Genomic DNA, 23146 nt, shown 5'->3' with positions numbered 1-23146 from the left:
CAGAACAATTTTTACTTGAAAAACAGATCCCAAAATGGTTAACGAACCATCCGCTTGCTGAACCTTCATTAACTTTCGCCGTCGACCTACGATTTTTTCTTCTTCAACTTGAAATAGTCACTTTCAATGCTCTGTTACAAACGCTTGATCATCTGGGGCACTGGATCGGGAGCACTCTTTCAACAGCCAAATCTCAAGACACGGTCGGCGGCAAACCTCGGGCGGGCCTTGTGTCATCACCGCTACACAGCGGATGGCGTGATCGGCAGTTTGCTGGACGCTTTCATCTCTTTCAGCGAGAGGTTGGAGCGAATACTGGTAACACCTGGAAGGCGGCGCAGCGTGCTGTCGACAAAGGAGCTGTAATCGTCCAGGTCCCGCGCGACGACGATCAGCAGGAAATCGTCCGCCCCTGTCGTGTTGTGACACGCGAGGATGCTCGGGGTTGTCTCTACAATCCGTTGAAATTCAGCCGTAGCGGCCTGATCATGTTTTGAACAGCGCAACTGCACAAAAGCCATGACACCCAGCCCCAGCTTCCGGCGGTTCAAGTTGGCCTGATAGCCATCTATGAAACCGGCTTCCTCCAGCCGTTTCAGGCGGCGCCAACAGGGCGTTTCACTCATACCCAGCTTTTCAGACAGCTTTGCGTTGGTCATCCGGCCATCCTCTTGCAGCAGGGACAGGATCTGGGCATTGGCGGCATCGATGTCAGACAAGGGCAGATTCCTCTTGAAAACTAGAAAAACTGAGGTTTTCCTGACCTGAAATATGCGGAACTACGCGGGATTAGCAAAGTTTTTTCCACTTTTCCATCTATGATTCCCGAAGATTAACGACGAAACCGAAAGACCCTGCCATGAAGGCCGTGCTGTTTGAAAACTTCCAGGAAGCGCCCAAGCTGGTCACCGTGGATGACCCGAGCCCCGAGGCGCATGGTGTCGTATTGAAGGTTGCAGCAACTGGTGTATGCCGAAGCGACTGGCATGGATGGATGGGACATGACAGCGATATCGAGCTGCCGCATGTGCCCGGCCATGAACTGGCGGGTGTGATTGAAGCGGTGGGTAAAGACGTCACCAACTGGAGGGTTGGCGACAAGGTAACCGTTCCCTTCATCTGCGGCTGCGGAAGCTGTCCCGAATGTCACGCCGGGCACCAGCAGGTTTGCCTCCACCAGGAACAGCCCGGCTTCACCCACTGGGGGTCGTTCGCCGAATTTGTCGGCATTCATCAGGCCGACCTGAACCTTGTGGCGCTGCCGGAGAGCATGGACTTTGCAACCGCAGCCAGCCTCGGGTGCCGGTTCGCAACGTCCTTTCGCGCCGTGATCGATCAGGGCAAGGTCAGCGCGGGCCAGTGGGTGGCGGTGCATGGCTGCGGCGGTGTGGGGCTTTCGGCCGTCATGATCGCGGCGGCCGCCGGGGCCAATGTCATCGGTGTGGATCTCGCACCCGCCAAGCTGAAACTCGCGCAGGACCTCGGTGCCGTGGCGGTCATCAACGGCAGCGAAGCCGATGTGCCGGAGGCCATCAAAGAGATCACTCGGGGCGGCGCCCATGTCTCGCTGGATGCGCTCGGTCATCCGGTGACCATGACCAACTCCATCCTCTGCCTGCGGCCACGCGGGAAACACATCCAGGTCGGGCTGATGCTCGGCGACCATGCCGCCCCCGCCATTCCGATGCCCAAGATAGTGGGTCAGGAAATCGAGTTGCTCGGCTCACACGGGATGCAGGCGCATCGCTACGGCGCAATGCTTGACATGGTTGCCAGTGGCAAACTTGATCCTTCGCGGCTGGTTGGCAGTCAGATCAGTTTGGCGGATGCGCCGGAGGCCCTGATGAGCATGGACAGCTTCCAGTCTGTCGGCGCCACGGTCATCACGCGGTTCTGAAGCCCGGGCGGAACTTCCGGCAGCCTTTTGCGAATGCTTCTCTTGCGAGCGTCACCGCCGTTCTACCGCCCCATTGCAGGGCAATGACTTCCAAGAGATGATCTGCAAGGCAGCGGAGGTTTACCGCAATCGTACCGTCGATTCGGAAAAAGGGTTCAGAAGTGTTCGAGAAGGTTGAGGATTACCCGGTCGATCCCATCATGATTGGAGCGGATTACTTCGCTCAGGATCCGCGCACGGACAAGCTTAACCTGACCGTCGGCATTTACCAGGACGAGCACGGCCAAACTCCGGTTCTGCAGGCTGTTAAAGAAGCGGAGCGGCGGCTGGTCGAGACGCAAACGACCAAGTCTTACCTCGCCCTGACGGGTGACGCGGAATACTGCACGGTTCTGGGACAGGAAGTTCTGGGCGGAACCTTCGGCAGCGACTGGGTTGCGGCACAGACCTCGGGCGGGGCTGTGGCGTTGCGGGTCATGGCGGATCTTCTGGCGCAGATGCCCGAACCGCCCACGGTCTGGCTGCAAACGCCGACCTACGGCAATTACATCCCCATTCTGACGGCGGCAGGCACCCGATTTATGCAGGTGCCGTATTACGATCCCATCGGGCGCAAGATTACGTTCGATCAGATGCTCGACGGTTTGGCCAACGCCAGAAGCGGCGACGTCTTTCTGATGCAGGGGGTATGCCACAACCCGACAGGTGCGGACATGACGCCAGAGCAGTTTGCTGCTCTGCTTGAGGTGCTGGAGGAGCGGGGCATCATTCCGTGGATCGATCTGGCCTACCTTGGCTTTGATCAGGGTTTCGAGGCTGATGGCTCCGCGGCCCGGCAAATCGCTGAACGCTTTCGCGAATGCATCGTCTGCATCACGCTTTCCAAATCCTTCGGCATCTACCGGGATCGTGCCGGAGCGTTGTTCGTGAAGACCCGAAAAGACGATAGGTCCCGCGTCCACAGAGCCGTATCGGCCATTGTGCGTTCAGGGGCATCTCACGCGCCGGATCATGGCCCGTCCGTGGTGCGCACAATCTTGCAGGATCAAGAACTCAAGGCACTCTGGCTGCTGGAACTTGACCGGATGCGCGCCCGCGTTGCCCAGGTCCGCGCCCAAATCGCGCAAACAGAAATGGATGATTTTGGAACCGGGAACCTTGCCTACCTTGCCGGGCAGCGCGGAATGTTTTCCTTGCTGCCGCTTACGGAGAGCCAGGAAACAGCCCTGACCCGTGATCACGGCATTCATGTCGTCAAGGGAGGCCGGGTGAACGTCGCCCGTCTCGGTTCCGAAGATATCGGCTGGCTGATCCGCGCCGTCCAGGCGGTGACGCAAACCTGAGTCCCAAGGGGCCGCCGAGCGCGTCGGCGCAGATACCATTGCAGGCGTCAAGAGACGGTGGAGCCGACAAAAGACCTCAAGCAAAAAATATCTTTTTCCCTTCCATTCGCCCCGATTTCTCCATGGCGGACCTCTCTTCGAAGTCACTGGCCCAATCGAGGAAATCTTCCTGACACATCGGCTTTGAATAAAAATATCCTTGTGCCTTGTGACAGTTGATGGATTTCAGGAACTCTTCCTGCTGTGCCGTTTCAACACCCTCGGCAACGATTTTGATTTGCAGACCGCACCCAAGCCCGACGATGCTGCGGGCAATCGTCGCTGAAGGTGCGTCATCCGGAAGTTTTTTCACGAAGGACTGATCGATCTTCAGATATTGGACCGGCAAATCACTCAGGTAGGCCAAGCAGGAATATCCGGTTCCAAAGTCATCAACCGCAATCGATATTCCCAGGTTGTGCAACGCCCAAATGGTATCGAAACCCGGCTCCCCGCGGCGGACAAGCGCTGTTTCCGTCAACTCGAGCACCAGTTTCTCGGGGGCCAAACCTGTCGTTCCGAGTATGCGCTGGACATTTTCCAGCAAATCAGGCGCCTGCAACTGCACCGGAGAGACATTCACGGAAAGGTTCACATTGGGGTTTTCGAAAAAGGGCCACTTCATCGCATCGATACATGCCCGTTCCAGGACCTGGTATCCAATTTCGATGATTTGACCGCTTTGCTCAGCAACCGGAATGAAATCTGCCGGGGACACAACACCATTTTCCGGATGTATCCACCGGGCGAGTGCTTCCGCACCGACCAGCCTGCCCGTCTCGAATTCAATCTGCGGCTGATAGTAGGTCGCAAATTGCTTGTCAGCCAATGCTTGCTCAATGTCATTGATAACCTGCCTTCTCGCCGGCGGAACGAGTGGCTGCACCTGCTTGTGAGAAAGGAACGGCATCAATTTAAGAAGCACAAAGTAGATCAGACAGAGAATGGCAATCACGGCCAGGGGAACAAAGTACGGATGGATGGTGTTGCGGATGCTGAGATAGGTTACGCCGATCGCCAGAAGAACGACCAAAAAGGCCTGCGCAAAAATGTATTTGGCGCTCGACCCCGCACTGACCATGCGATAGAGCGGCCCCCGGTAGATCGTCCTGGTCAAAACGCCTGAAGCCACGAGAAAGCCGCCGGCATATAAAATCAGAATGGCAACCTTCGAGCCGGGAGCGGCTTGCACAACGCCCAACAGACTGGCGCCAAACAACAGGATCGCCAGCACTGCGCTTACCTGTGCAGCCACCGGCTTCTGGATCGAGACAAGAATTGCGGCGATTGCCAGAAGGCAAACAATGGTGGAGTTGGTCAATATCCAGAAACTGCTCATCAAGCCTGCTAGGCCAAGCAGCGGTTTCATCATGGCGATAAGCAAGCTGACGGTCGCGATTGCCAGAGGAAGTCGCTTCGACCGAAAGGGCGTGCGAGACAAAAACAGTGAAAGTCCCGTCAGCATGATGCTGATTGAATTGACTGGTGGCGTGGCCGCCGTCTCAAAAATCGCATAAATATTCAGCCAGCTTAAACCAAACAGGATTGTTGAAAAAGCAGCCAGAAGAGTTCCCAAAATTGCGATTTTTGGAGAATATTCTACGAGAAGGCGGATAACACCTCGGGATCCTTGTTTTTTTCTTTGTGCCGTCACCTAATTCTATCCTGCACACCGGGCCGCCATTCCAAGACACGCCACAGAAAGACGAGCGTCGGGTAGATCGATCCGGTCAATTAATCGATTAGCTTTATCACGAAAGCATTAAATAAAGTACATTTCACGTCACAATTCCCGTGATTCCATGTCCAACTACAAGAAAAAGTGAAAAAATGTCACTTCGCTCAACTCAGACCAGCTTCAAACTGCAGATAACTCTGAGGAATAGTCGCTCTAGGTACTATCTTTAGCCTGCATTGACGCTAACAAGTCACCTGTTTCATGTCATTCCGCGGTCAGAAATAGCTTTTCTCGCTTGAGAATACTTACACCAGCATAACCAATGATGAATGACCGTCGTTAGAACAACTCACGATATGCTTCAAGCATGCCGCTAGGTCAACTCTAATTTCGAAAACTGACGCATGAAGCACCGATTTACAACAAATACAGAGAACCGTCGGTCGCGCATCTACGGAAGTTTTATTAAAATTATTTTGAATAAGCAGGGATCGCGCGACAGAGGCCAAAATTGCAAAAACCTCTGAAAACCTTCGAACCGCACCACGGGAAAGCAGTGCGGTTCGGTGGTCACGCAGGAGAAAACACCGCGCATTTTTACATGTTCAACGGGCGTTTCAGTTTTCCAGACGGTCCGTGATTTGGCTGAACAGTTCCATATTCTCTTTGTCATGGCCCACCGGCTCGGCCGTATGACTGGCCTTTGCGATCACCAGATTGTTGGCCGGATCGACGTAGATAAACTGATGGTAAAGCCCGATCGCCGAATACGCGTCCGACCCAGGCACCGTCCACCACTGATACTGGTAGCCAAAATCCTCGCCCGGTCCTGTCGGTTCCGAGCCCTCATCGGGAACTGTAGCTTCCTTCACCCAGTCCGCGGACACGATCTGCTTGCCGTTCGCAAGGCCATTGTTCAGAAACATCAGACCGAACCGGGCATGATCCCGGGCCGTCGCCGCAAGGCCCGCGCCGAAGAACTCCCTGCCGACGGAAGGCGGCCCGTCCATGATCCAATAGGCGTCGTTTTCCATTCCGGTGGGCTTCCAAAGCTTCTCGGACATGTACTGCGCCCCGGTCATGCCAACCGCTTTCTCCAGCACACAGCCGAGAACGCTCGTGTCGAGCGTGGCATAGTTGAACGCCGATCCTGGCGTATCTGGGCCTGGCCTGGATTCATTTGCCGCGTAATCGCACCAGCGATACTTGTATGCGACAAGTGAATTGTCGTGGACTTTTGTCAGCTGCGTATCGCTACCGAACTCATAGACCTCTAGCCACTCCACGCCTGAGCGCATACGCAACAGGTCGCGAAGCGTCGGACCGTCGTAGCCACTCCCCTTCATGTCAGGCAGATAGTCGGTAACCTTGTCGTCCAGGCTTTTGATAGAGCCATCGGCAAGGGCCATGCCGATCAGGGTCGAAACATAGGACTTCGCGACCGAGAACGTAAGAAAACGGGTGTTTTCATCGCTGCCATTCCGGTAGGTCTCGAACACGACATTGCCGTCCTTCACGACGACAAGGGCATTTGTAGAAGTGCTCTCGAGCGCCTCCTCCAGGCTCATTTTTTTGCCGTCGATTTCATACTCCCCTTCCAGGGAGACCGGCTTCGAAGGCAGCGCTTTGGCGTTTTCTCCCGCCTCGACCGTGCGCGTGGCGAACATCTGGTCCATGTGCTGGAATGTCAGAAAATTCAGCGCAGGGTCAAACATGCTGGCACGGCCGTTGATCATTGTCTGAGACAACCAACGTGTGTCGTCGTCGGCAGACGCGGCTATGGGTTGGCTCAACAGCGCCATCGTCAACACCGCCGAAAATGTCCGAATATTTTTATGAACCACAAGTGCCCTCCTCCAGGCTTCCGATTTTTGTCACGATATGCCTCAGCCTCCGTCAGGCGTGAGACCCGGCGTGCTTTGGCGTTCCAATCAGAGCAGGTTGGCAGGAGCTGTACAGACACATAATGTTGTCTACTGACAACAAAAGGTGGTCATTCAAAGTGAAAAAACACCAACTCAAGGCCCTGATAGCTCTTGCCGAGAGCGGTTCAATCCGCGGGGCAGCGCGTGACATGGGCCTGTCCCAGAGCGCGTTGACCAAGACGCTGCGCGAACTCGAAACGCAAACGGGGGCTGCTTTGCTCGTCAGGGCCTCCCGGGGGACGCGTTTCACGCCAGCGGGAAAAGTTCTGGTGGACCACGCTCGCCTGATCCTCACCTCCATGCGCCGGGCCGAAGAGGAGGTTCGCCGAATTTCGGGGCAAGCGATTGCGACTGCGCGTATCGCGGTTACGCCCGTGGTTGCGGTGACGAAGCTCGGCGGAATCATTCACGAATTTCAACGCCGGCATCCGCAGGGCCAGCTGGACGTTGAAACCGGAACGCTGGGGAATATTGTGCCACGTCTGCTGGATGGACAGCTGGACCTTGCCCTTGGTATCGCAACACCCGAAGCATTGCCGGCGGATCTGGCGTTCCAGCCCTTCACGGAGGTGACCATCTCGCCTGTCAGTCGCTCGAAACGGTTCGCCAACCGCATTGTTACCTGGGAGGAACTGGCGGGCGAACGCTGGCTCCTCAATCCCTCCCCCGGAAGTGCAGACCAGGTTGCCCTCGATTGGCTGACGCAAAAAAAGATAACACTGGCTCACCCGCCAACCCTGTGCCGCTCCCCCTTTCTCCTGGCCGCCTTGAACCGCTCGACGGATCTCATCGCCTTCTGCCCGCCTCAAATTCTGAATGACTCATTCTGGGGCAGCGGATTGTGCCCGATAGACGTTCCCGACCTGCCTCCCAAAATGCAGCTGGGTGTTCTGACCCGCAGGTACACACCAAACTCGCTGGTGTCCCGCGATATCATCGACATCTCAACCCGCCTGATCGGAAGCATCTGAACTTGTCAAAACGCCCGGCTTGTTGTCCGGGCACAGGCCTTGGCCGGCGTGGTGCCTCGGAGTGCCCTGAACGTGGCGGCAAACCGCCTGCCCTGCACTGCTCGAGTGGCTTTACACCGAACGACCCAACCAGAAGATGCAAAAAGTAGGTTAAATTACGCCATAACTTGTGCAAGGGTTTGGGAACAGCTCACTTCTGCTGGTGAAAGGGGAGCCCCGACATGAACAAGAGACCGTGGAATGCAGCAACCTTGGGTGTGGCCGCTGTGCTCGTGACCAAAACCTTGATCGCGGGCGATGCCGTCCTGGCTGCGTCCGAAGAGTTTCAGTCTTCGGCACACGAGCTCATCGGCCTTCCCTATGATCAAGCCAGGTCCATTATTTTGACAAACGGTTGGCAGCCTTTCGAGAATCCGGTTGCCGACGATCTCGCGTTCGTTGCACGCGGCCTTTACGAGGACGGCTATGTCGAGGTTGCGACTTGCTCTCCTGTTGGGGAAGCCCCATGCAAATTGTATTTTCAGGAGCCCGCCGGACGATACCTTGAAGTCATGACAATCGGAGAGTTCCCGCACGTCGCACAGGTGAATATTCTCTCCGCGGGAGAATTTGAGCAAATGCGAATGCTCCTGTGGGGAGAGTGAGTTGGATATGATCGACGAAAACGGCTTTACTCAATCGAACGGCAATAGGGTGTCTTCGCGTTTTCGCACCATGCTTTTCCTGTCGTCACTCGCTCTGGGCCTATGGTTCACCATCAGCGTCTCATTGGCTGACATCTGGACATTTGAAACACCGTCGGAAAACATCCAGTGCACCGTGGGCGAGGACTTCAATGTTCTGTCTGAAATCACCTGTACGATAATCCAGCGGGCTGGCCCGCCCGCGTTGCCGAAACCAGGCGGCTGTAATCTCGATTGGGGCCATACTTTTTCCATGAAAGAGAAAGGTCCCGCTGAAATCCTCTGCGTTCAAACGGACAGGACCAAAGGCGGATTTGATAGGGCCGAATACGGCGTGACCGGTGAGTTCGGCGGCTTTATCTGCCACTCCTCACGCAAAGGGTTGAAGTGCAGCAACCAGGACGGCCATGGATTTTTCTTGTCCAGGGCAAAACAGAGCGTTTTTTAGCGTACCGCGTTGAGTGATCCCCTGGCGCTTCAGTCGTCAGCCGTTGCCTTCACCGAATTGCGCTCGACAAGCGGACACTCCACCTTGATTTGCGCCGGGCCGGCCTGACGGCCATTGGCATTGTCGAGAAGAAGCTCGAATGCAATTTCGCCCATTTCGTAATGCGGCAGGAGAAGCGTTGACAGCGGCGGGTGCATGCTCTTGGAAATCTCGCGATTGTCGAAGCCTATCACCGCGATATCGTTCGGAACGCGGAGGCCTCGTTCCTTCAAGGCATCGTAGCACCCCAGCGCCATAAGGTCGTTGGCGCAGAATATTGCGTCCGGAGGCGTGTCGAGATCAAGGAGAGCATGGGTGTGCTCGTAACCCGAAAGCGGCTCCCAGTTCCCGGGTTTGACCAATTCGCTGTCAAACGGAATATCGTGACTTGAAAGCGCCTGCCGATAGCCCTTGAGCCGGTCTCTGGACGCATCCACCCCCTGCTGCCCGTTGATGAGCCCGATACGACTGTAACCGGCATTAATGAGATGATCCGTCGCGGTACGTCCGCCGAGCACATCGCCCGGAACGACAGACGGCAGGTCACGCTCGGGCCGATAGCAATTCAGCAATACCGTGTGCTGGTCGTCGAAGACCGGCGTCAAATCAACCCGGCGGGTCAGAATTGTTCCATAGACGATCCCCAGCAACGGCATGTGGCTCATCTGCGAGAGGATCATCTTTTCGGTTTCTTCGTCGCCGTGGCTGACCGCAAGGCTGACGTGTATGCCGTATTCGTAGGCCTTGTCCCTGACACCCTCGAACGCGAGCGCCATCCAGGGATCCGTCGTGATCTCGTCGGCAATGAAAAGAATGTTGGTGCGGTCGCCCATGACCGTTCGGGGGCCGCGGCGCACAAGGTTATAGCCAAGCTGCTTTGCAGCTTCGTTCACCCGTCTGCGCGTCGCATCGCTCAGTTTCGCGCCCGGACTGCCGTTCAGAACGAGTGAAACCGTTGCCTGCGAAACTCCGGCAGTCGCGGCAACATCCATCATCGTAGGACGTCTATTTGTTCCGAGCCGGCGTTTTTTCGACATTAGTTTCCGGTTTTCCTCACCGTTGAAGAAGGTGGCCGCAAAGCCGGCGAATGACTATCCGTATTGCGTTGCAAAATCAACGGTTCCAAGGTTGTCTTCGCCGGCCATGTATCTGGTACTCCAGTGCCTTCAGTCGTTTGTGCTCAAATTTCGGATGCGGTCAAAGGCAACAGCGATAATGATGAAGCAGCCAATGAACATTCCCTGCCAGAAGGTCGAAATACCTAATAGTATCAATGAATTGCGAATGACTTCGATCAACAGGGCCCCTATCACCGCTCCAAGAGCCGTTCCCTGGCCACCCGCAAGATTCGCGCCGCCGATGACGGCGGCGGCGATCACAGTCAATTCCATCGCCTGACCGAGATTTGTGGTCACGCTGCCGAGCCAGCCAGCCATGAGGATGCCTGCAACACCGGCGGTCAGCGCGGAAAACATGTAAATCGAGACCTTGATTCGCTTGACCGGAATGCCCGTAAGCGTCGCCGCCTGCTCGTTGCCGCCGATTGCGAACACATATTGCCCCCACCTCGTCCAGCGGTAGACAACACTCATCAACGCGGCCAAAAAGATGAGAACATAGATCGGATGCGGCAGACCGAGGGTCGAGCCTCCGCCAACCCAAAGAAGCAAATCGTGATCGGGTCCGAATTCCCAGATCATCTTGTTGTTCGACAGCACCATCGCAAGCGAGCGGGCCGCCGACAGCATTCCGAGCGTCACGACAAAGGGTGGCATGCCGACATAAGCGATCAAAAGCCCATTGAGCAAACCCACCCCGGCCGCGGCGGCCAGCGCGGCCAGCGCGGAAATCCAGAACGGATATCCCGACGACATCAGCACACTGATGACCATTGCGGCCAGAACCACCGTGGAGCCGACCGACAGGTCGATGCCACCGGAGGCAATCACGGTCGTCATTCCGATTGCGATGAGGCCGACAAAAGCAAAATTCCGCGTCACGTTGAAGAGATTGCGTTGGGTGGCAAAGGAATCCGTCAGCAGCGTGAGCGCAAGACACGCCAGAACGGCGGCTGCAAACACCCAGAAAATCTGGGAACCGAGGATCCGGGAGACCGGAGACCGGTGCTGGCTGAGGTCGATAGCTTGTTCGAGAGTTGTCATCGGAAACTTCTCCTCACGCCGTTTCAATGGCGCCGGTAATCAGGCCGGTCACTTCTTCTGGTGAACTGTCCTTGGCCAGTTTGCTGGCGACCATTTGTCCCCTGCGCAAGACGGCGATGTGGCTGCACACCGCAAAGACATCGGGCATGCGATGGCTGATCAGCACGACGCTGATGCCCTGGTCGCTGAGACGGTGGATCAGATCCAGCACCTCCGACACCTGACGCACCGAGATCGCCGCAGTCGGCTCGTCCATCAGCACAATCTTGGCATTCGACAGCAGCGTCCTTGCGATGGCGACGGCCTGGCGCTGCCCTCCCGACATACGTCTGACGAGATCGCGGGGCCGGGTCTCCGACTTCAAAATGGCAAAAAGCTCTGCCGAGCGACTGTGCATGGTGGCGTAGTCAAGAAAGCGAAACCCGGCGAACTGCCGCCTCGGTTCACGGCCGAGAAACACATTGGAAGCTGCCGTGAGGTTGTCGCACAGCGCCAGGTCCTGATAGACGACTTCAATTCCCTGCCGCTGCGCATCGCGCGGCTTGTGAAAGTCCACCGTGTCGCCGTCGATGGAAATCGATCCGTGTGTGGGCCTGAAGTTGCCGGCGACAATCTTCACCAGCGTCGACTTGCCCGCACCGTTATCGCCCATCAGCCCCAGCACCTCCCCTGGTGCGACCTCGAGCGAGACATCGCTCAGGGCCTGGATGGCGCCAAAACTCTTTGAGATTCCTGTCAGCCGTAGCCTCGACATTCGATCGCTCCTCCCCAATCGGTTTTCGGTCCGGTTCTGCGACCGTTGCCGACCTCGGCAGTCCGGCTGCGGGGATGATCATTCCCATCCCGCCCCCCGCCCACCTGAGACACCGCCGTTCAATCAATTTCGATCCTTGACTAACTAATATTAATAAATACTATTTAATAAACGCAAGGGGGACGTTGAATGAAATTGCTGCTCACCGGCGCTTCCGGAAAGGTTGGACAAAACTTTTTGCCGGAGTTCCTGTCATCGGATCGCTTCCGGGAGTGGAGCGTCGTGGCGCTTTGCAACAACCGGATGATTTCCGGTGGTGAGCGGGTGCAGGTCGTTCAGGGGTCGATTGCCGATCCAGCCGCTGTTGCAAGTGCCATGGAGGGCGTAACACATGTCCTGCACATGGCCGCGGTCAAGGAATCCCCCGATCTGGCGATAGATGTTTCCGTCAAGGGCATGTTCGTTCTTCTGGAGGAATTCCGCAGACAGGAGACCGCCCGTCAGTTCGTTCTCATCAGCGGAGATTGTGCGGTCGGCCATGCCTTTCAGCCATTCGAAGGCCCGGTGACGGAAGCCTCGGAGCGCAAGGCCTACCCTGGCTGCTATGCCCTGACCAAGGTGCTGGAGGAAGTGATGCTGGAACAATACCGGCATCAATACGGCCTGAACGGCTGTGTCCTGCGGGCGCCCTGGATCATGGAGAAGGACGATTTCCGCTTTGCGCTCTCTTTCGGGCCTGACCAGTTCGGCGGTCCACTCTGGACGGAGCTGCTTTCGGAGGGTGACCTACGCACCTACGCAGACGGCAACCACGTACCGCTTCTGAAGGACAGGGACGGTCACCCGCTGAAAAGAAACTTCGTCCATGTGGACGATCTCGTCCTGGCCATTCTGGCGGCTCTCGATGCGCCGGAAGCGGCCGGACAGCTCTTCAACATCTCGATGAACGAACCGGTCGACTATGGGTGCGCCGCGCGTCACCTCGCCGAAAGCCGTTCGTTGAAGATCGCCGAAATCCCGACATCCATGCACAGCAACTGGCTCGACAACACCAAGGCGCGCCTGCTGCTCGGCTGGAGCCCGTCGGTGGACCTCAAGGCCCTCATCGAACGGGCCTGGAACTACAGAAGGGACGAAAAAGATCCCCGCATGATCTGGTACCCGGGGTAATCCGCGCCGGGACCTGAAAAACAGAAGGGAGTGATACGCATGAGACGCAAGATATTGATGTTCGGGACTGCGGTCGTAATGGCTTTCCAGATTGGTTCCGCACCAGCGCAGGACAAGAAAACGCTCGCGATTGTCGTGAAAGGTCTCGATAACCCGTTCTTCGAACAGATAAATCTCGGTTGCCAGAAATGGTTGTCCGAAAACGCGAACAGTGAGTACGAATGCCTTTACACAGGGCCTGCGTCTTCCGCTGACGAAGCCGGTGAAGTGCAGATCGTGGACGATCTCCTGACACGCGGCGTTGCGGCGATCGCGATTTCACCGTCCAATGCTCCCGCGATGGCCAACCGCATCCGCCAGATCGCGCCGAACGTTCCCGTCATGACGATCGATGCGGATTTTCTGGCGGAAGACCGGGATTTGCGCAAAACCTATCTGGGAACCGACAACTACCTGATGGGCGTCAAGATGGCCGAGGAAGCGGCCAAACTGAAGCCTGAGGGCGGCTCAGTCTGCCTGCAGCTCGGCAACGTGGCTGCGGACAACATCAACGCCCGCGCTCAAGGCTTCCGTGACACGGCTTCCGGCGCAAAAGGGACCGACCGCCTGACCGGTCAGAATGGTTGGACTGAAATTGACGGATGCCCGGTCTTCACGAACGACCAGGCCGATCTCGCCAACCAGCAGATGGCAGATACCTTCATCGCCAACCCGGATCTCGATGCGTTCATCCTTATTGGCGGATGGGCACAATTCGCGCCCCAGGCCTATACGCAGGTCACAGACCAGGTCATGGACAAGCTGAAATCAAAGGATCTGATCATCATCGCGGGCGACACGCTGCCCCCGCAGACGAAGGCATTCCGCGAAGGCAGAAGCCACGCCCAGGTCGGACAACGCCCCTTTGAAATGGGCTACCGTGCACCCGATGTGATGATTCAGCTGATCAACGGCGAGAGCGTTGAAGATCCGCTCTACACGGGCCTGGATGTCTGCAACCAGGAAGATCCGGGGTTCTGCGCGAACAACTAACCCATTAGCCTCTCCTCTGGCCGCCGGATTTGCGCATTGGATCCGGCGGCGCTTTTTCCAAAAAGCCTCACAGGGAGACGCTCCGGCCGGCATTCCGGAAATGTGAAATCGTGCCTGAAATGGACCTTCAGACAAACACAACGGAAGCGTGCCGTTACGGTGCGGGTCGCTTAGATGACGACAGGCGCTTCCCAAGCATGGCTTGAATTCACTTACTAATAATATTACTAATATTTTGTTGGACGCATTAGTTCCAACAGTCTCAAAAGGGAGGAGAATATGAAATTCGGGAAAACTCTTTGCATCGCGGCCGTCGCCGCCTTCACTGCTACAGCGGCGCAATCCCAGGACAAACCGCAGCTCGCATTCGTCGTCAACGCAGCGTCTGATTTCTGGAAACTGGCCGAGGCGGGCGTGAACGCCGCCCAGGCCGAACTGCCCGGCTATGACCTGCAATTCCGGTACCCGGCGCAGGGAACGGCCGCGCTTCAAAACGCGCTGATGGACGATCTTGTGGCCGCCGGTACGGACGCCATCATGATTTCCTCGGTCGATCCGAAGACGTCGATCGGCGCCTTCAACCGCATCGCGGCGCAGGTTCCGCTGTTCACGACAGACAGCGATGCGCCAGAAAGCGATCGCATCGCCTATCTCGGATCGTCAAACACGCTTGCCGGAAATCAGGCAGGCGAAATCGCCAAGAAGGCTCTGCCTAATGGCGGCACCTGCATGGGCTTTGTCGGCTTCCTCGGCGCGGATAACGCCAAGGAGCGCATCGCCGGCTTCCGGGAAACGGTCAAGGGCTCAGGTATCGAACTTGTCGACGTACGCGGCGACGATGTCGACTTTCCCAAGGCCCGCCAGAATGTCGACGACGTCCTGGCTGCAAATCCCGAGGTCGACTGCATGGTCGGGTTTTATTCCTACAACCCGCCCAAGATCTACGAAGCGCTGCAGGCCGCAGGCAAACTGGGCGAGATTACCGTAATTGCCTTCGATGAAGACCCGATCACGCTTGGCGCCATCCGCGAAGGCAGCTTTGCCGGCACCGTCGTGCAGGACCCCTACCAATGGGGCTATCAGGGCATGCACCTGATGGCAAAGTTCCTGGAAGGCGACAAGAGCGGCATTCCGGGGGACGGCCTCATCATCGTTCCAACCAAGATCATCGACACATCGAACGTCGATGCCTTCGAAACGGAACTGAAGGCGCGGATCAAAGGCTAGGCGACACTCCCAAGCCTGCCAGTGGCTGCGCGGACCGCAGATTGCGGACTGCGCAGCCTATGCCACCGACCTATTGGAGCCAGCTCTTGCCATCCGGTTTTCAGAAGATTTCGCTCGAACTTTCCAAGGTAACGAAGGTCTATCCAGGTGTTGTCGCCCTGCAGGATGTCGATCTCAGTATCTCGGGCGGAGAGATCGTCGGTTTGATTGGCGAAAATGGCGCCGGCAAATCCACCTTGATGAAGGTGCTCGGCGGAACGGTCTCGCCTGATGGCGGCGACATTCACATCGACGGCCAGCATCGCAGCGCTCTTTCGCCTGCGGAGGCCGGCAGCCTGGGCATCGCCTTCGTTCATCAGGAACTCAATCCGTTTTCCAATCTCGACGTGACCGCGAACGTCCTGCTTGGGCGTGAAATTACCTCAGGCCCGTTGCGGCTGCTCGACAAGCGGGCCATGGAAGCCAAGGTTGCGCCGATCTTGCAACTTCTTGGCACAAGGTTTGGTCCCGCCGATCCCGTATCCGGCCTCTCTCTTGCCGATCAGCAATTGCTTGAAATTGCCCGAGCGCTGTCGATGAACGCGCGTCTTGTGATCCTCGATGAGCCGACGTCCAGTTTGACCCTGTCGGAGACGGAAAGACTGCTCTCCGTCATGCGGCAATTACGAAGCCGGGGCGTTGCGGTTCTCTTTATCAGCCATCGCCTCAGTGAGGTTGAGGACGTCGCCGACAGGGTCGTTTGCCTGCGCGACGGCCGAAATGCCGGCGACCTTACCGGCTCGCAAATCTGCAAGGACGCGATGGTGCGGATGATGATCGGCCGGGACGTTCACCAGTTCTACGAAAAAACCGCGCATGGCGTGGCCACTCCAATCCTTTCCCTGCGGGGTGTCCGCACCAGCACCTTCCCCGCCGCCAGTGTCGACCTCGACCTCCATGCTGGAGAAATTCTCGGTGTGGCGGGGCTGGTTGGAGCAGGAAGGACGGAGCTTGCGCGGGCCATCTTCGGTGTTGATGCCTTGTCAGAAGGAATGATCCGTCTCAATGGCACCGAGCTCAAGTCACATTCAGTTCCTGAAGCGATTTCGGCCGGACTTTCGCTTGTCCCCGAGAACAGGAAGGAACAGGGGCTCCTTCTGGACTTCCCGATCACCGGCAACATTTCTCTGCCCTGCCTGAAGCTGCTGTCGCGTCTCGGCGTTGTCGACAGAGAGCGCGAGACAGCCCTTGCAAAGGATTCACAGGCCCGTCTCGCCATCAAGACAAGTTCCGTATTCCAGACTGCTGCGGAGCTTTCGGGCGGAAACCAGCAAAAAGTCGTGCTGGCGAAATGGCTAGCCACCAATCCGAAGGTCATCATTTTCGATGAACCCACCCGCGGCATCGACGTCGGCGCTAAGGCCGAAGTTTACCACCTGCTTCAAGCGCTGGCGCGCGAAGGGGTCGGCATACTCATGATCTCGAGCGACATGGAAGAGGTCATCGGCGTGTCCGACCGAGTGGCGGTCATGCGCCGGGGGCATGTGACGGGAATTCTGAACTCGGACGAACTGACGGAAGAAAACATACTCCGGCTTGCAGTCGGTTAATCGGTGAGGAATACGAATGCAAAAGAAGGATATCGGGCTGGCCCTGCTCGTTTTGGCCGTCGGATCGGTTGTCGCCTTGATCAATCCGAGGTTTCTGTCGCCGATCAACCTTGCAAACACAGCCAACCTCATCGGTCTTTTCGGCCTGTTTTCCCTGGCCGAAGCCTTCGTGATCGTGACGGCCGGTATCGAATTGTCCGTCGGGTCGCTCATTGCACTGCTTGGCGTCCTGTTTGTCGACCTTATTGTGGTTCAGGGTGTGCCCTGGCCGATTGCTGCCCTCATCGTATTGGCCTGCGGGGCTATCTTCGGCACGATCCACGGCTGGCTGATCACACGGCTCCAGTTGCAACCCTTCATCGTTACCTTATGCGGGCTCCTGATTTATCGCGGCGTTGCCCGGTTCTATACCAAGGACGGAACCGCCGGCTTTTCCTTCGGCGATGACTTTCCAGTGCTGGAATGGTTGATCTCGGGGCGAACCGGCGGCGTGCCGCACTCGATCATTGCTTTTTCCATCATCGCGGTGATCGCCTGGTTCGTTCTCCACCGGACCGTGTTCGGCAGGCATCTTTTCGCCGTTGGAAAGAATGAGGAAGCTGCGCGTTTCACAGGCATCAACACCAGACGGGTCATCGTCCTTGCCTATGTCATCTGCGCCGTTCTGACCGGCCTTTCCGCAATCTTCTTTGCCATGTATACGCGCTCCATTCACCCGGCCTCACACGGAAACTTCTACGAACTCTACGCAATCGCCGCCGCCGTTCTGGGCGGGTTTTCCCTGCGCGGAGGCGAAGGATCGGTTGTCGGCGTCGTCCTTGGTGTCATCCTGCTGCAGGTTCTGCAGAACCTCGTCAATCTGCTCGGCATCCCCTCCTCCCTCAACTTTGCGGTCATGGGCAGCGTGATACTCATCGGTGTCATTGCCGACACGCAAATCACCAAGCACCGGAATTCCAGACGCCAGGCCGCTGCGCTTGCAACGATCAAGGGCGCAACACCTCAGCCTCAGTCGCTGCCTGAATGATCCGGACTGGCGAGCACGGATAGCCACGATTTCGCTACGATGCCCGGTCAGGCCCAGGAGACTGGTCTGACCGCGGCTCAACGCGCCGCCAGCCCGAACAGCGATTTTGCCAGCGCAAGCTTGCCCTCTGCCGCGCGCTCGCAACACGCCCGGAAGTAGCCGCCAGGTGAACTGATCTTTTCCGGGTCGCGCAGCGCCTTTTCGGCCACCATCGCCAGGATTGCCGCCGCAACATGCCGTCCCAGCTTTCCGCACGCCTCGGTAAAGCCCTTTTCGCTCAATCCGATGCCAATCCTCAGCACATCCGTAGCAGAAATGAGATCAGGCCAGCTGTTGAGAGTAATGCCGAAATCACTTTGAATGGACGTACACGCACTTTCCAGCAAAGAGATCGAAACAGCGTCCAGGGTTTCAGAACGGACAAAATCCCCCTTACCAGTGCCTTTCTGCCCGGAAGAATGCTGGTTAGGGAGCTGACCCCGCTTCGCTTGCTCCCCCTCAGGAGCTATTTCGGCGCCGTAGGCGACGTCAGAATTGTTTTGATTTTCATCTGCGTGAGCAGATGTCCGGTTATTAGTATAAGAGTCTGGTGAGCTTGTATTAAATAAAGGGGTGACATTCTTGTCATGTTCGCCTGACATATTATTGTTTTCAGGCGCCTTTTCCTGTGTGTCTGTGGCTTCCTTCAGAGCTTCCATCAGCAGATCGTAGAGATCCAGCAAGGCCTGGGCTTTGAGTTGGATATCCTGCCTGTTTTCCAGAATGGCTTGCATTTGGTCCTGAAAATCAGTGAGGTCGATATCCTTCGTCGCTTCAACGATGTCGACAATTGCTCTGGAAAGTCTTGCAACAGTTCGTTTAGCTTCACGTACGGCATTGAGATGCGCCTGCCATTCGTCGGCCTGCCTCTTGATTTCCCGGTAGCGCACTCTGGCAGGTGTAAAATCGAGTCCATAGGCAAACGTGATGTCGCCACTGTCGTTCCGGTGCACCCATCTGCGGCCGGTCGAACTGTCTCGGTAGGCCAGAATACGGGCTTCCACCAGTTGTTTGATCGCTCGAATGACTGTGCGTTCGCTCTTGCCGACGTAAGAGGCCAGCTTCTCGTTCGAGATGGCTACAACCGGCCTGTTGTCCCCTTTCCAATCGTCAGGTTTTGAAAGGCCAAGCAGGATGTCCAGGACATGATAGGCCGTCGACGTCAGCCCGATCGGCTGCGCCGCCCGTTTCAGGGCAATTGCGACTTCGGATTTTCCAATATCGGGAATATCGTTCGACATCGCCAGTCGTTGGGACGCAAGCATTCCCGGCGTCACCTTCCGAAAGGAAGAGACGTTCGAAACAGTAGGCATGACAACCTCCGTTCGCCGACACGAGCAAACGTGCGGCGTTGTGCGTTTCAGGAGGTTCAACGTCAGGAAATCGGCCGAAATCCACCGCTCACACAAGATGGATCTTGCGCGTGATTCGGAATTCGCCTAAAACAGGGAAGTGTTGAGGTTCCTGTTTGGACGTTCCAAGTTGAACCGTGATTAAAGAGACTGAACGGTTGCCGCCGTTTCGGTCTCTTTTCATTTTGTCTCTAGCTGTCTCGCACCGTCTCCTTTCCTACCGGCCTTGGCCGACATCCGGCCTGTTGCCGATCTGGTCCGGAACGATCGTTGAACCCCCGCCCCGGAACATCATGTGCACGGCAAATCTCATCGAGATGTGCCGCAATTCTCCTCATCCTTTCGTCCGTCCCGTTCCCTTCCTTTGCTCCAGGAAATCGCGGTAAACGTCCGGAAGGTTCTCTTCCAGCCAGTGGCCGAATTCGGCTTCGGATTTCGGTATCGAGAACACGGTTGCCGCCGATGTTCTCTTCAGTTTGGCCAGCACGGCACCGTTCGAGGTAATTTCCGCGGCTGGAAGCGCTGATGAAGCTGTCTTCTTTTGCTTGCCCCTTGCCGCCTGCATTGCCATTGCCATCCTGTCCTGGGCCGCGGCAAGCTTGAAGTCCTCGCTGGTGAGGACATCGCGTACGCGCTGTTCCGCTGAAGGATCCTCAAACAGTTTTGCCAGTTCCATCCACGCTGGCCGGCCAACATTTCTGGCGCGCCCTATGGTGCGAATGATGTCGTGCGGGATGCTGTCAGCGATCTTTCGCATGTTGGAAATGACGGTCTGCACCTGGCCAAGCACCGGCTGCATTTCACGCTGCTTGAGACCGGCCTCGCGAAGTTGCACAGCCCAGAGAACCATTTCGGCAAAGGTCAGGTTTTCACGAACGCCATTTTCAAGCGACTGTTCCTTGATCAGCTCCGCGTCGCTCAACTTGCGGACATACGCCTTGACCTTGAACGTCTCAGGCTTGCCCGCTTCCGCCATCAGCGCCTTGATGGCAAACAACCTGCGATGACCGTAGGCAAGCTGATACCGGTCCCGTTCCGTGGGGTGCGGCCGCACCAGAACCGGGATCTTCTGGCCTTCGTCCTGGATGGAGAGCTTGAGTTCCTCCAGGGCTTCTTCGGCTTCGTGGTCGGTTTCGAAACGGTCGGAGAAAGGGCTGGGATCGATCTTGGAGGGATCGAGAGCGACGATGCTGTCCTCGCGCATATGCGACAAGGCGCGCCCCATGGAATTCACGACGGGTGCGGTCACTTTCTGGCTCGCGACAGGTGTTGGCGGCTCATTCTTGTCAGCGGCCGCCGCCGCTGCATCGGACATCATTTTGACGATCGACTTTTTCATCGTCAAACCTCCCTGCCCCACACACTCTTGATCAGATCAAGAATTTCGGCGTTGACGCGGTCCGCGCTTTCAAGCGCACGCTTCAGGGTTTCCCTGCCAACTTCACCGGGTTCGATTTCGTAAAGACTTTTCTTGGCAACCCCGGCAGACGCGATGGCGGTCGATTCAATCGCTTCGGCCACGAGAACGTCCGTTCCGAACAGGTCGCGCATGGTGCCGGACATGATCTTCTGCGGCCCGTCGTTGGGATTGACCCTGGTCAGCAGAAACTTCGTGAAGTCATGTTCGAAAACCGCACCGCCTTCGGACAGCGTGTGGGTCACATCCGAAATCATCTTCAGGAACTGGGAACAGGACGACACGTCGAGCATGGCCGGATGAACGGTGATGATCAGACCCGTTGCAGCGTAAAGCGCCGCCATTGTGGTGTATCCGAGCGACGGCGGCGTATCGAGGACAACGACGTCGAAATGATCCTCCACCGACTTGATCACGGCATCGAGCCGCTGGAAGAAGAGGCCCAGTTCGTCTGTCGTCCGCTCGGCCAGTGCAGTCGGCGTATCGTATTCGAAATCCATCAGGCGCAGGTTGCCGCAGGCAAGGTGAATGCCCGGGAAGTAGGTTTCGCGAATGACGTCGGAAAAAGGCACGCGGTAATTGTCATAGCGCAGTGCGTCGTAGGTCGTATCGGTGCGCTCGTCATCGTCCTCGCCGGAGCGAAGATCGCGGTCTGGCTGAATGCCGAATGTCGTGGTCATGGACGCCTGTGGGTCCAGATCAACGCACAGCACTCTGTATCCCTGAATGGCCAGATAATGCGCCAGATGAACGGATGTGGTCGTCTTGGAGCTGCCGCCCTTGAAGTTTGCAGCGGCAATCACCTGCAACTTCTCGCCCGCACGGCGATGCGGCACCAGACGATGGGCATCGTCCGGCCGAAGTTCGGCAAGGAACGCTCTCAGTTCCCAAACCTGCTCGACCGAATAGATCCGGCGGTTGTTTTCAGCGCGATGTGGCTGCGGCCCCTTGCCTTCGAGCGTCAGCGTGCGCAGCGTGCTTTCGGGCACGCCCAGCAGTCGTACCAGATCCGTGGTGGAAAACGTCCGGCCAAAAACCTTGCGGGCTTCCGGTGGATAGGTCATTTCGCGCATCGTCTGCAAACGGTCCGAAAGCTTCTGAGTGAAACTTTCGATCTTTGCGGTCGTATCGCGTCCACCGGAAATTTGTTCGGTAACGGCCATCAATGCCCTCTGACGGTTTTATGCCCGATATGAGCTTTAACTCCGTCATGGATGCCGGATTCCTGCTGATGGTGCAAGGAAATTTAAGTTAACGAAACCCTAACACTTCAAGGTTGAACAGGCTGCGCAAGGCCGCAGAGGTAACTTTCCGCATGCAGCTTTGCATCATTCAGCGCTTTTTCCCGACGCACGGCATCCAGGATTTCTATTTTTAATTCTATTTTTCAATAACTTAAGTCCTCTTCCAAATTGCGGTTTTACCGTTTGGTCTCGAGCTTACAAGTTTCCGCAATAACCAAAGGCGGTTCGCCCCACACAAACCTGTTCCGGATTTTTTTCAGAGTGGTTTGCCGGAAAAACAGAAATTTCCCGATATATCAACAGAATCGCCTCTGCAAGAAAACGCACTGACCAGCATGCCAAGCTGGCATAACACCTCATCAAGTGTCCGGCTCTGCGTGCCGCCAGTGTGCCAGGTCCCCCACCTAGCTGCTGCCTTTGTCGGATCGGTGAAACTGAAGATAGGCTGCGGCGGCCTCCGTCCGGTTCGAGACGCCCATTTTCGAGATGATGTGATGAATGTGGAGCTTGATCGTGTGCTCCGACAAGGAAAGACTTGCAGCGATATTCTTGTTTTGATGCCCCTGAGCAATCAGCGCCAGCACCTCACGCTCTCTTCGCGTCAGCGTATTGACCGGGTCGACGTCGCTGTTGTTTTTGGCATCAACGAGATGGTTTGCCTTTTCAAGCCGCATGTTCGAACCGTCTTCAAGAAGCTCGAAGAGATCGGGTGGCATATAGGAACCTCCCTGCAACATTATCTGGATGGCGTAGAGCCAAAGGTCCAGCCTCAGGTTCATGGGGATCACGTTTTTGACGATACCGGTGCTCAAGCAGTCGCGAATATGCTGTCTGGACCCGTATTCTCCGTTGAAGGTCAAACACAGGACGGCATCGGGATATTTGTCCTGAAATTGCTGTAGCAGCTTGGTATTCACAGCACCGAACCCTTCGTCGACAAGGATCAAGGCAGGTACCACCTTTTCACGCTCGGCCTTTTCTGTCAGCGCCTTCCAGTCGGTTGACACCTGAACAACGAGATCCGGCAATTCTCGAACCAATGCATTTTCCAGGGGTTTCGGCAATTTGTCCCTGGGGCCCATAAAAAGTAGATGTCGCAAATGGTCAGAC

The 23146-nt window shown here is 56.7% G+C and carries 20 protein-coding genes; 10 read left to right on the top strand and 10 right to left on the bottom strand.

Translation table 11 applies throughout. The annotated features are described in order from the left end of the window. Nucleotides 1–242 precede the first annotated feature (242 nt). Nucleotides 243–719 (bottom strand): Lrp/AsnC family transcriptional regulator, encoded by a 477-nt coding sequence (locus tag FMN63_RS10975; RefSeq protein WP_148584009.1) that lies wholly within the window; start codon nt 717–719, stop codon nt 243–245. A gap of 140 nt (nt 720–859) precedes the next feature. Here FMN63_RS10975 and FMN63_RS10970 point away from each other — a divergent pair, with 140 nt between their 5' ends. Further along, on the top strand, nt 860–1897 hold the full coding sequence (locus FMN63_RS10970) for a zinc-dependent alcohol dehydrogenase family protein (RefSeq protein ID WP_148584008.1): 1038 nt from the start codon (nt 860–862) through the stop codon (nt 1895–1897). A 161-nt stretch (nt 1898–2058) separates the two neighbouring features. Beyond that, entirely contained in the window at nt 2059–3240 is a 1182-nt protein-coding gene (locus FMN63_RS10965; RefSeq protein WP_148584007.1) for an aromatic amino acid transaminase, read from the top strand. A 76-nt stretch (nt 3241–3316) separates the two neighbouring features. On the opposite strand, the gene FMN63_RS10960 is transcribed toward FMN63_RS10965, so the two are convergent. Next, nucleotides 3317–4933, bottom strand: coding sequence for an EAL domain-containing protein (locus FMN63_RS10960; RefSeq protein WP_148584006.1), 1617 nt, complete (start codon nt 4931–4933; stop codon nt 3317–3319). Nucleotides 4934–5574: 641 nt separating this feature from the next. Further along, complete coding sequence (locus tag FMN63_RS10955) at nt 5575–6801, bottom strand: serine hydrolase domain-containing protein (protein ID WP_286192598.1); 1227 nt, start codon at nt 6799–6801, stop codon at nt 5575–5577. A gap of 158 nt (nt 6802–6959) precedes the next feature. Between FMN63_RS10955 and FMN63_RS10950 the strand changes: the two genes are divergently transcribed. The 3 genes from FMN63_RS10950 (at nt 6960) to FMN63_RS10940 (ending at nt 8984) form a co-directional block, all read left to right on the top strand. Continuing rightward, nucleotides 6960–7853, top strand: a complete 894-nt coding sequence (locus tag FMN63_RS10950; RefSeq protein WP_162530019.1) for a LysR family transcriptional regulator — start codon at nt 6960–6962, stop codon at nt 7851–7853. A gap of 221 nt (nt 7854–8074) precedes the next feature. Next, complete coding sequence (locus FMN63_RS10945) at nt 8075–8497, top strand: hypothetical protein (RefSeq protein ID WP_148584004.1); 423 nt, start codon at nt 8075–8077, stop codon at nt 8495–8497. A gap of 7 nt (nt 8498–8504) precedes the next feature. Beyond that, entirely contained in the window at nt 8505–8984 is a 480-nt protein-coding gene (locus FMN63_RS10940; RefSeq protein WP_286192603.1) for a DUF6636 domain-containing protein, read from the top strand. Between the two features lie 29 nt (nt 8985–9013). On the opposite strand, the gene FMN63_RS10935 is transcribed toward FMN63_RS10940, so the two are convergent. The 3 genes from FMN63_RS10935 to FMN63_RS10925 all read right to left on the bottom strand — a co-directional run bounded on the left by FMN63_RS10935 (nt 9014) and on the right by FMN63_RS10925 (nt 11939). After that, nucleotides 9014–10018 (bottom strand): LacI family DNA-binding transcriptional regulator, encoded by a 1005-nt coding sequence (locus FMN63_RS10935; RefSeq protein WP_209001066.1) that lies wholly within the window; start codon nt 10016–10018, stop codon nt 9014–9016. Between the two features lie 171 nt (nt 10019–10189). Next, on the bottom strand, nt 10190–11185 hold the full coding sequence (locus FMN63_RS10930; RefSeq protein WP_148584001.1) for an ABC transporter permease: 996 nt from the start codon (nt 11183–11185) through the stop codon (nt 10190–10192). A 13-nt stretch (nt 11186–11198) separates the two neighbouring features. After that, on the bottom strand, nt 11199–11939 hold the full coding sequence (locus tag FMN63_RS10925; protein WP_148584000.1) for an ATP-binding cassette domain-containing protein: 741 nt from the start codon (nt 11937–11939) through the stop codon (nt 11199–11201). A 189-nt stretch (nt 11940–12128) separates the two neighbouring features. On the opposite strand from FMN63_RS10925, the gene FMN63_RS10920 reads away from it, so the two are divergent. The 5 genes from FMN63_RS10920 (at nt 12129) to FMN63_RS10900 (ending at nt 17984) form a co-directional block, all read left to right on the top strand. Next, on the top strand, nt 12129–13109 hold the full coding sequence (locus FMN63_RS10920; RefSeq protein ID WP_148583999.1) for an NAD-dependent epimerase/dehydratase family protein: 981 nt from the start codon (nt 12129–12131) through the stop codon (nt 13107–13109). A 39-nt stretch (nt 13110–13148) separates the two neighbouring features. Beyond that, nucleotides 13149–14141, top strand: coding sequence for a substrate-binding domain-containing protein (locus tag FMN63_RS10915; RefSeq protein ID WP_162530018.1), 993 nt, complete (start codon nt 13149–13151; stop codon nt 14139–14141). A 279-nt stretch (nt 14142–14420) separates the two neighbouring features. Continuing rightward, a complete protein-coding gene (locus FMN63_RS10910) occupies nt 14421–15368 on the top strand; it encodes a sugar-binding protein (protein ID WP_148583998.1) in 948 nt (315 codons plus the stop codon). Nucleotides 15369–15427: 59 nt separating this feature from the next. Next, on the top strand, nt 15428–16957 hold the full coding sequence (locus FMN63_RS10905; protein WP_162530017.1) for a sugar ABC transporter ATP-binding protein: 1530 nt from the start codon (nt 15428–15430) through the stop codon (nt 16955–16957). A gap of 16 nt (nt 16958–16973) precedes the next feature. Then, entirely contained in the window at nt 16974–17984 is a 1011-nt protein-coding gene (locus tag FMN63_RS10900; RefSeq protein ID WP_148583997.1) for an ABC transporter permease, read from the top strand. Between the two features lie 77 nt (nt 17985–18061). On the opposite strand, the gene repC is transcribed toward FMN63_RS10900, so the two are convergent. The 4 genes from repC to FMN63_RS10880 form a co-directional block, all read right to left on the bottom strand. Beyond that, entirely contained in the window at nt 18062–19336 is a 1275-nt protein-coding gene (repC, locus tag FMN63_RS10895) for a plasmid replication protein RepC (RefSeq protein ID WP_148583996.1), read from the bottom strand. Between the two features lie 373 nt (nt 19337–19709). Continuing rightward, nucleotides 19710–20714: a plasmid partitioning protein RepB gene (repB, locus tag FMN63_RS10890; protein WP_148583995.1), complete on the bottom strand. Its 1005-nt coding sequence runs from the start codon at nt 20712–20714 to the stop codon at nt 19710–19712. Between the two features lie 2 nt (nt 20715–20716). Then, a complete protein-coding gene (gene repA / locus FMN63_RS10885) occupies nt 20717–21955 on the bottom strand; it encodes a plasmid partitioning protein RepA (protein ID WP_148583994.1) in 1239 nt (412 codons plus the stop codon). 485 nt (nt 21956–22440) lie between these two features. After that, a complete protein-coding gene (locus FMN63_RS10880) occupies nt 22441–23076 on the bottom strand; it encodes a response regulator transcription factor (RefSeq protein WP_162530016.1) in 636 nt (211 codons plus the stop codon). Nucleotides 23077–23146: the final 70 nt, after the last annotated feature.

The sequence above is a fragment of the Stappia sp. BW2 genome (genome assembly GCF_008107695.1).
In the GTDB taxonomy this organism is placed as follows: Bacteria; Pseudomonadota; Alphaproteobacteria; order Rhizobiales; family Stappiaceae; genus Roseibium.
The sequence above is the reverse complement of the archived record's forward strand: the minus strand, read 5'-3'. Positions and strand labels throughout refer to the sequence as shown.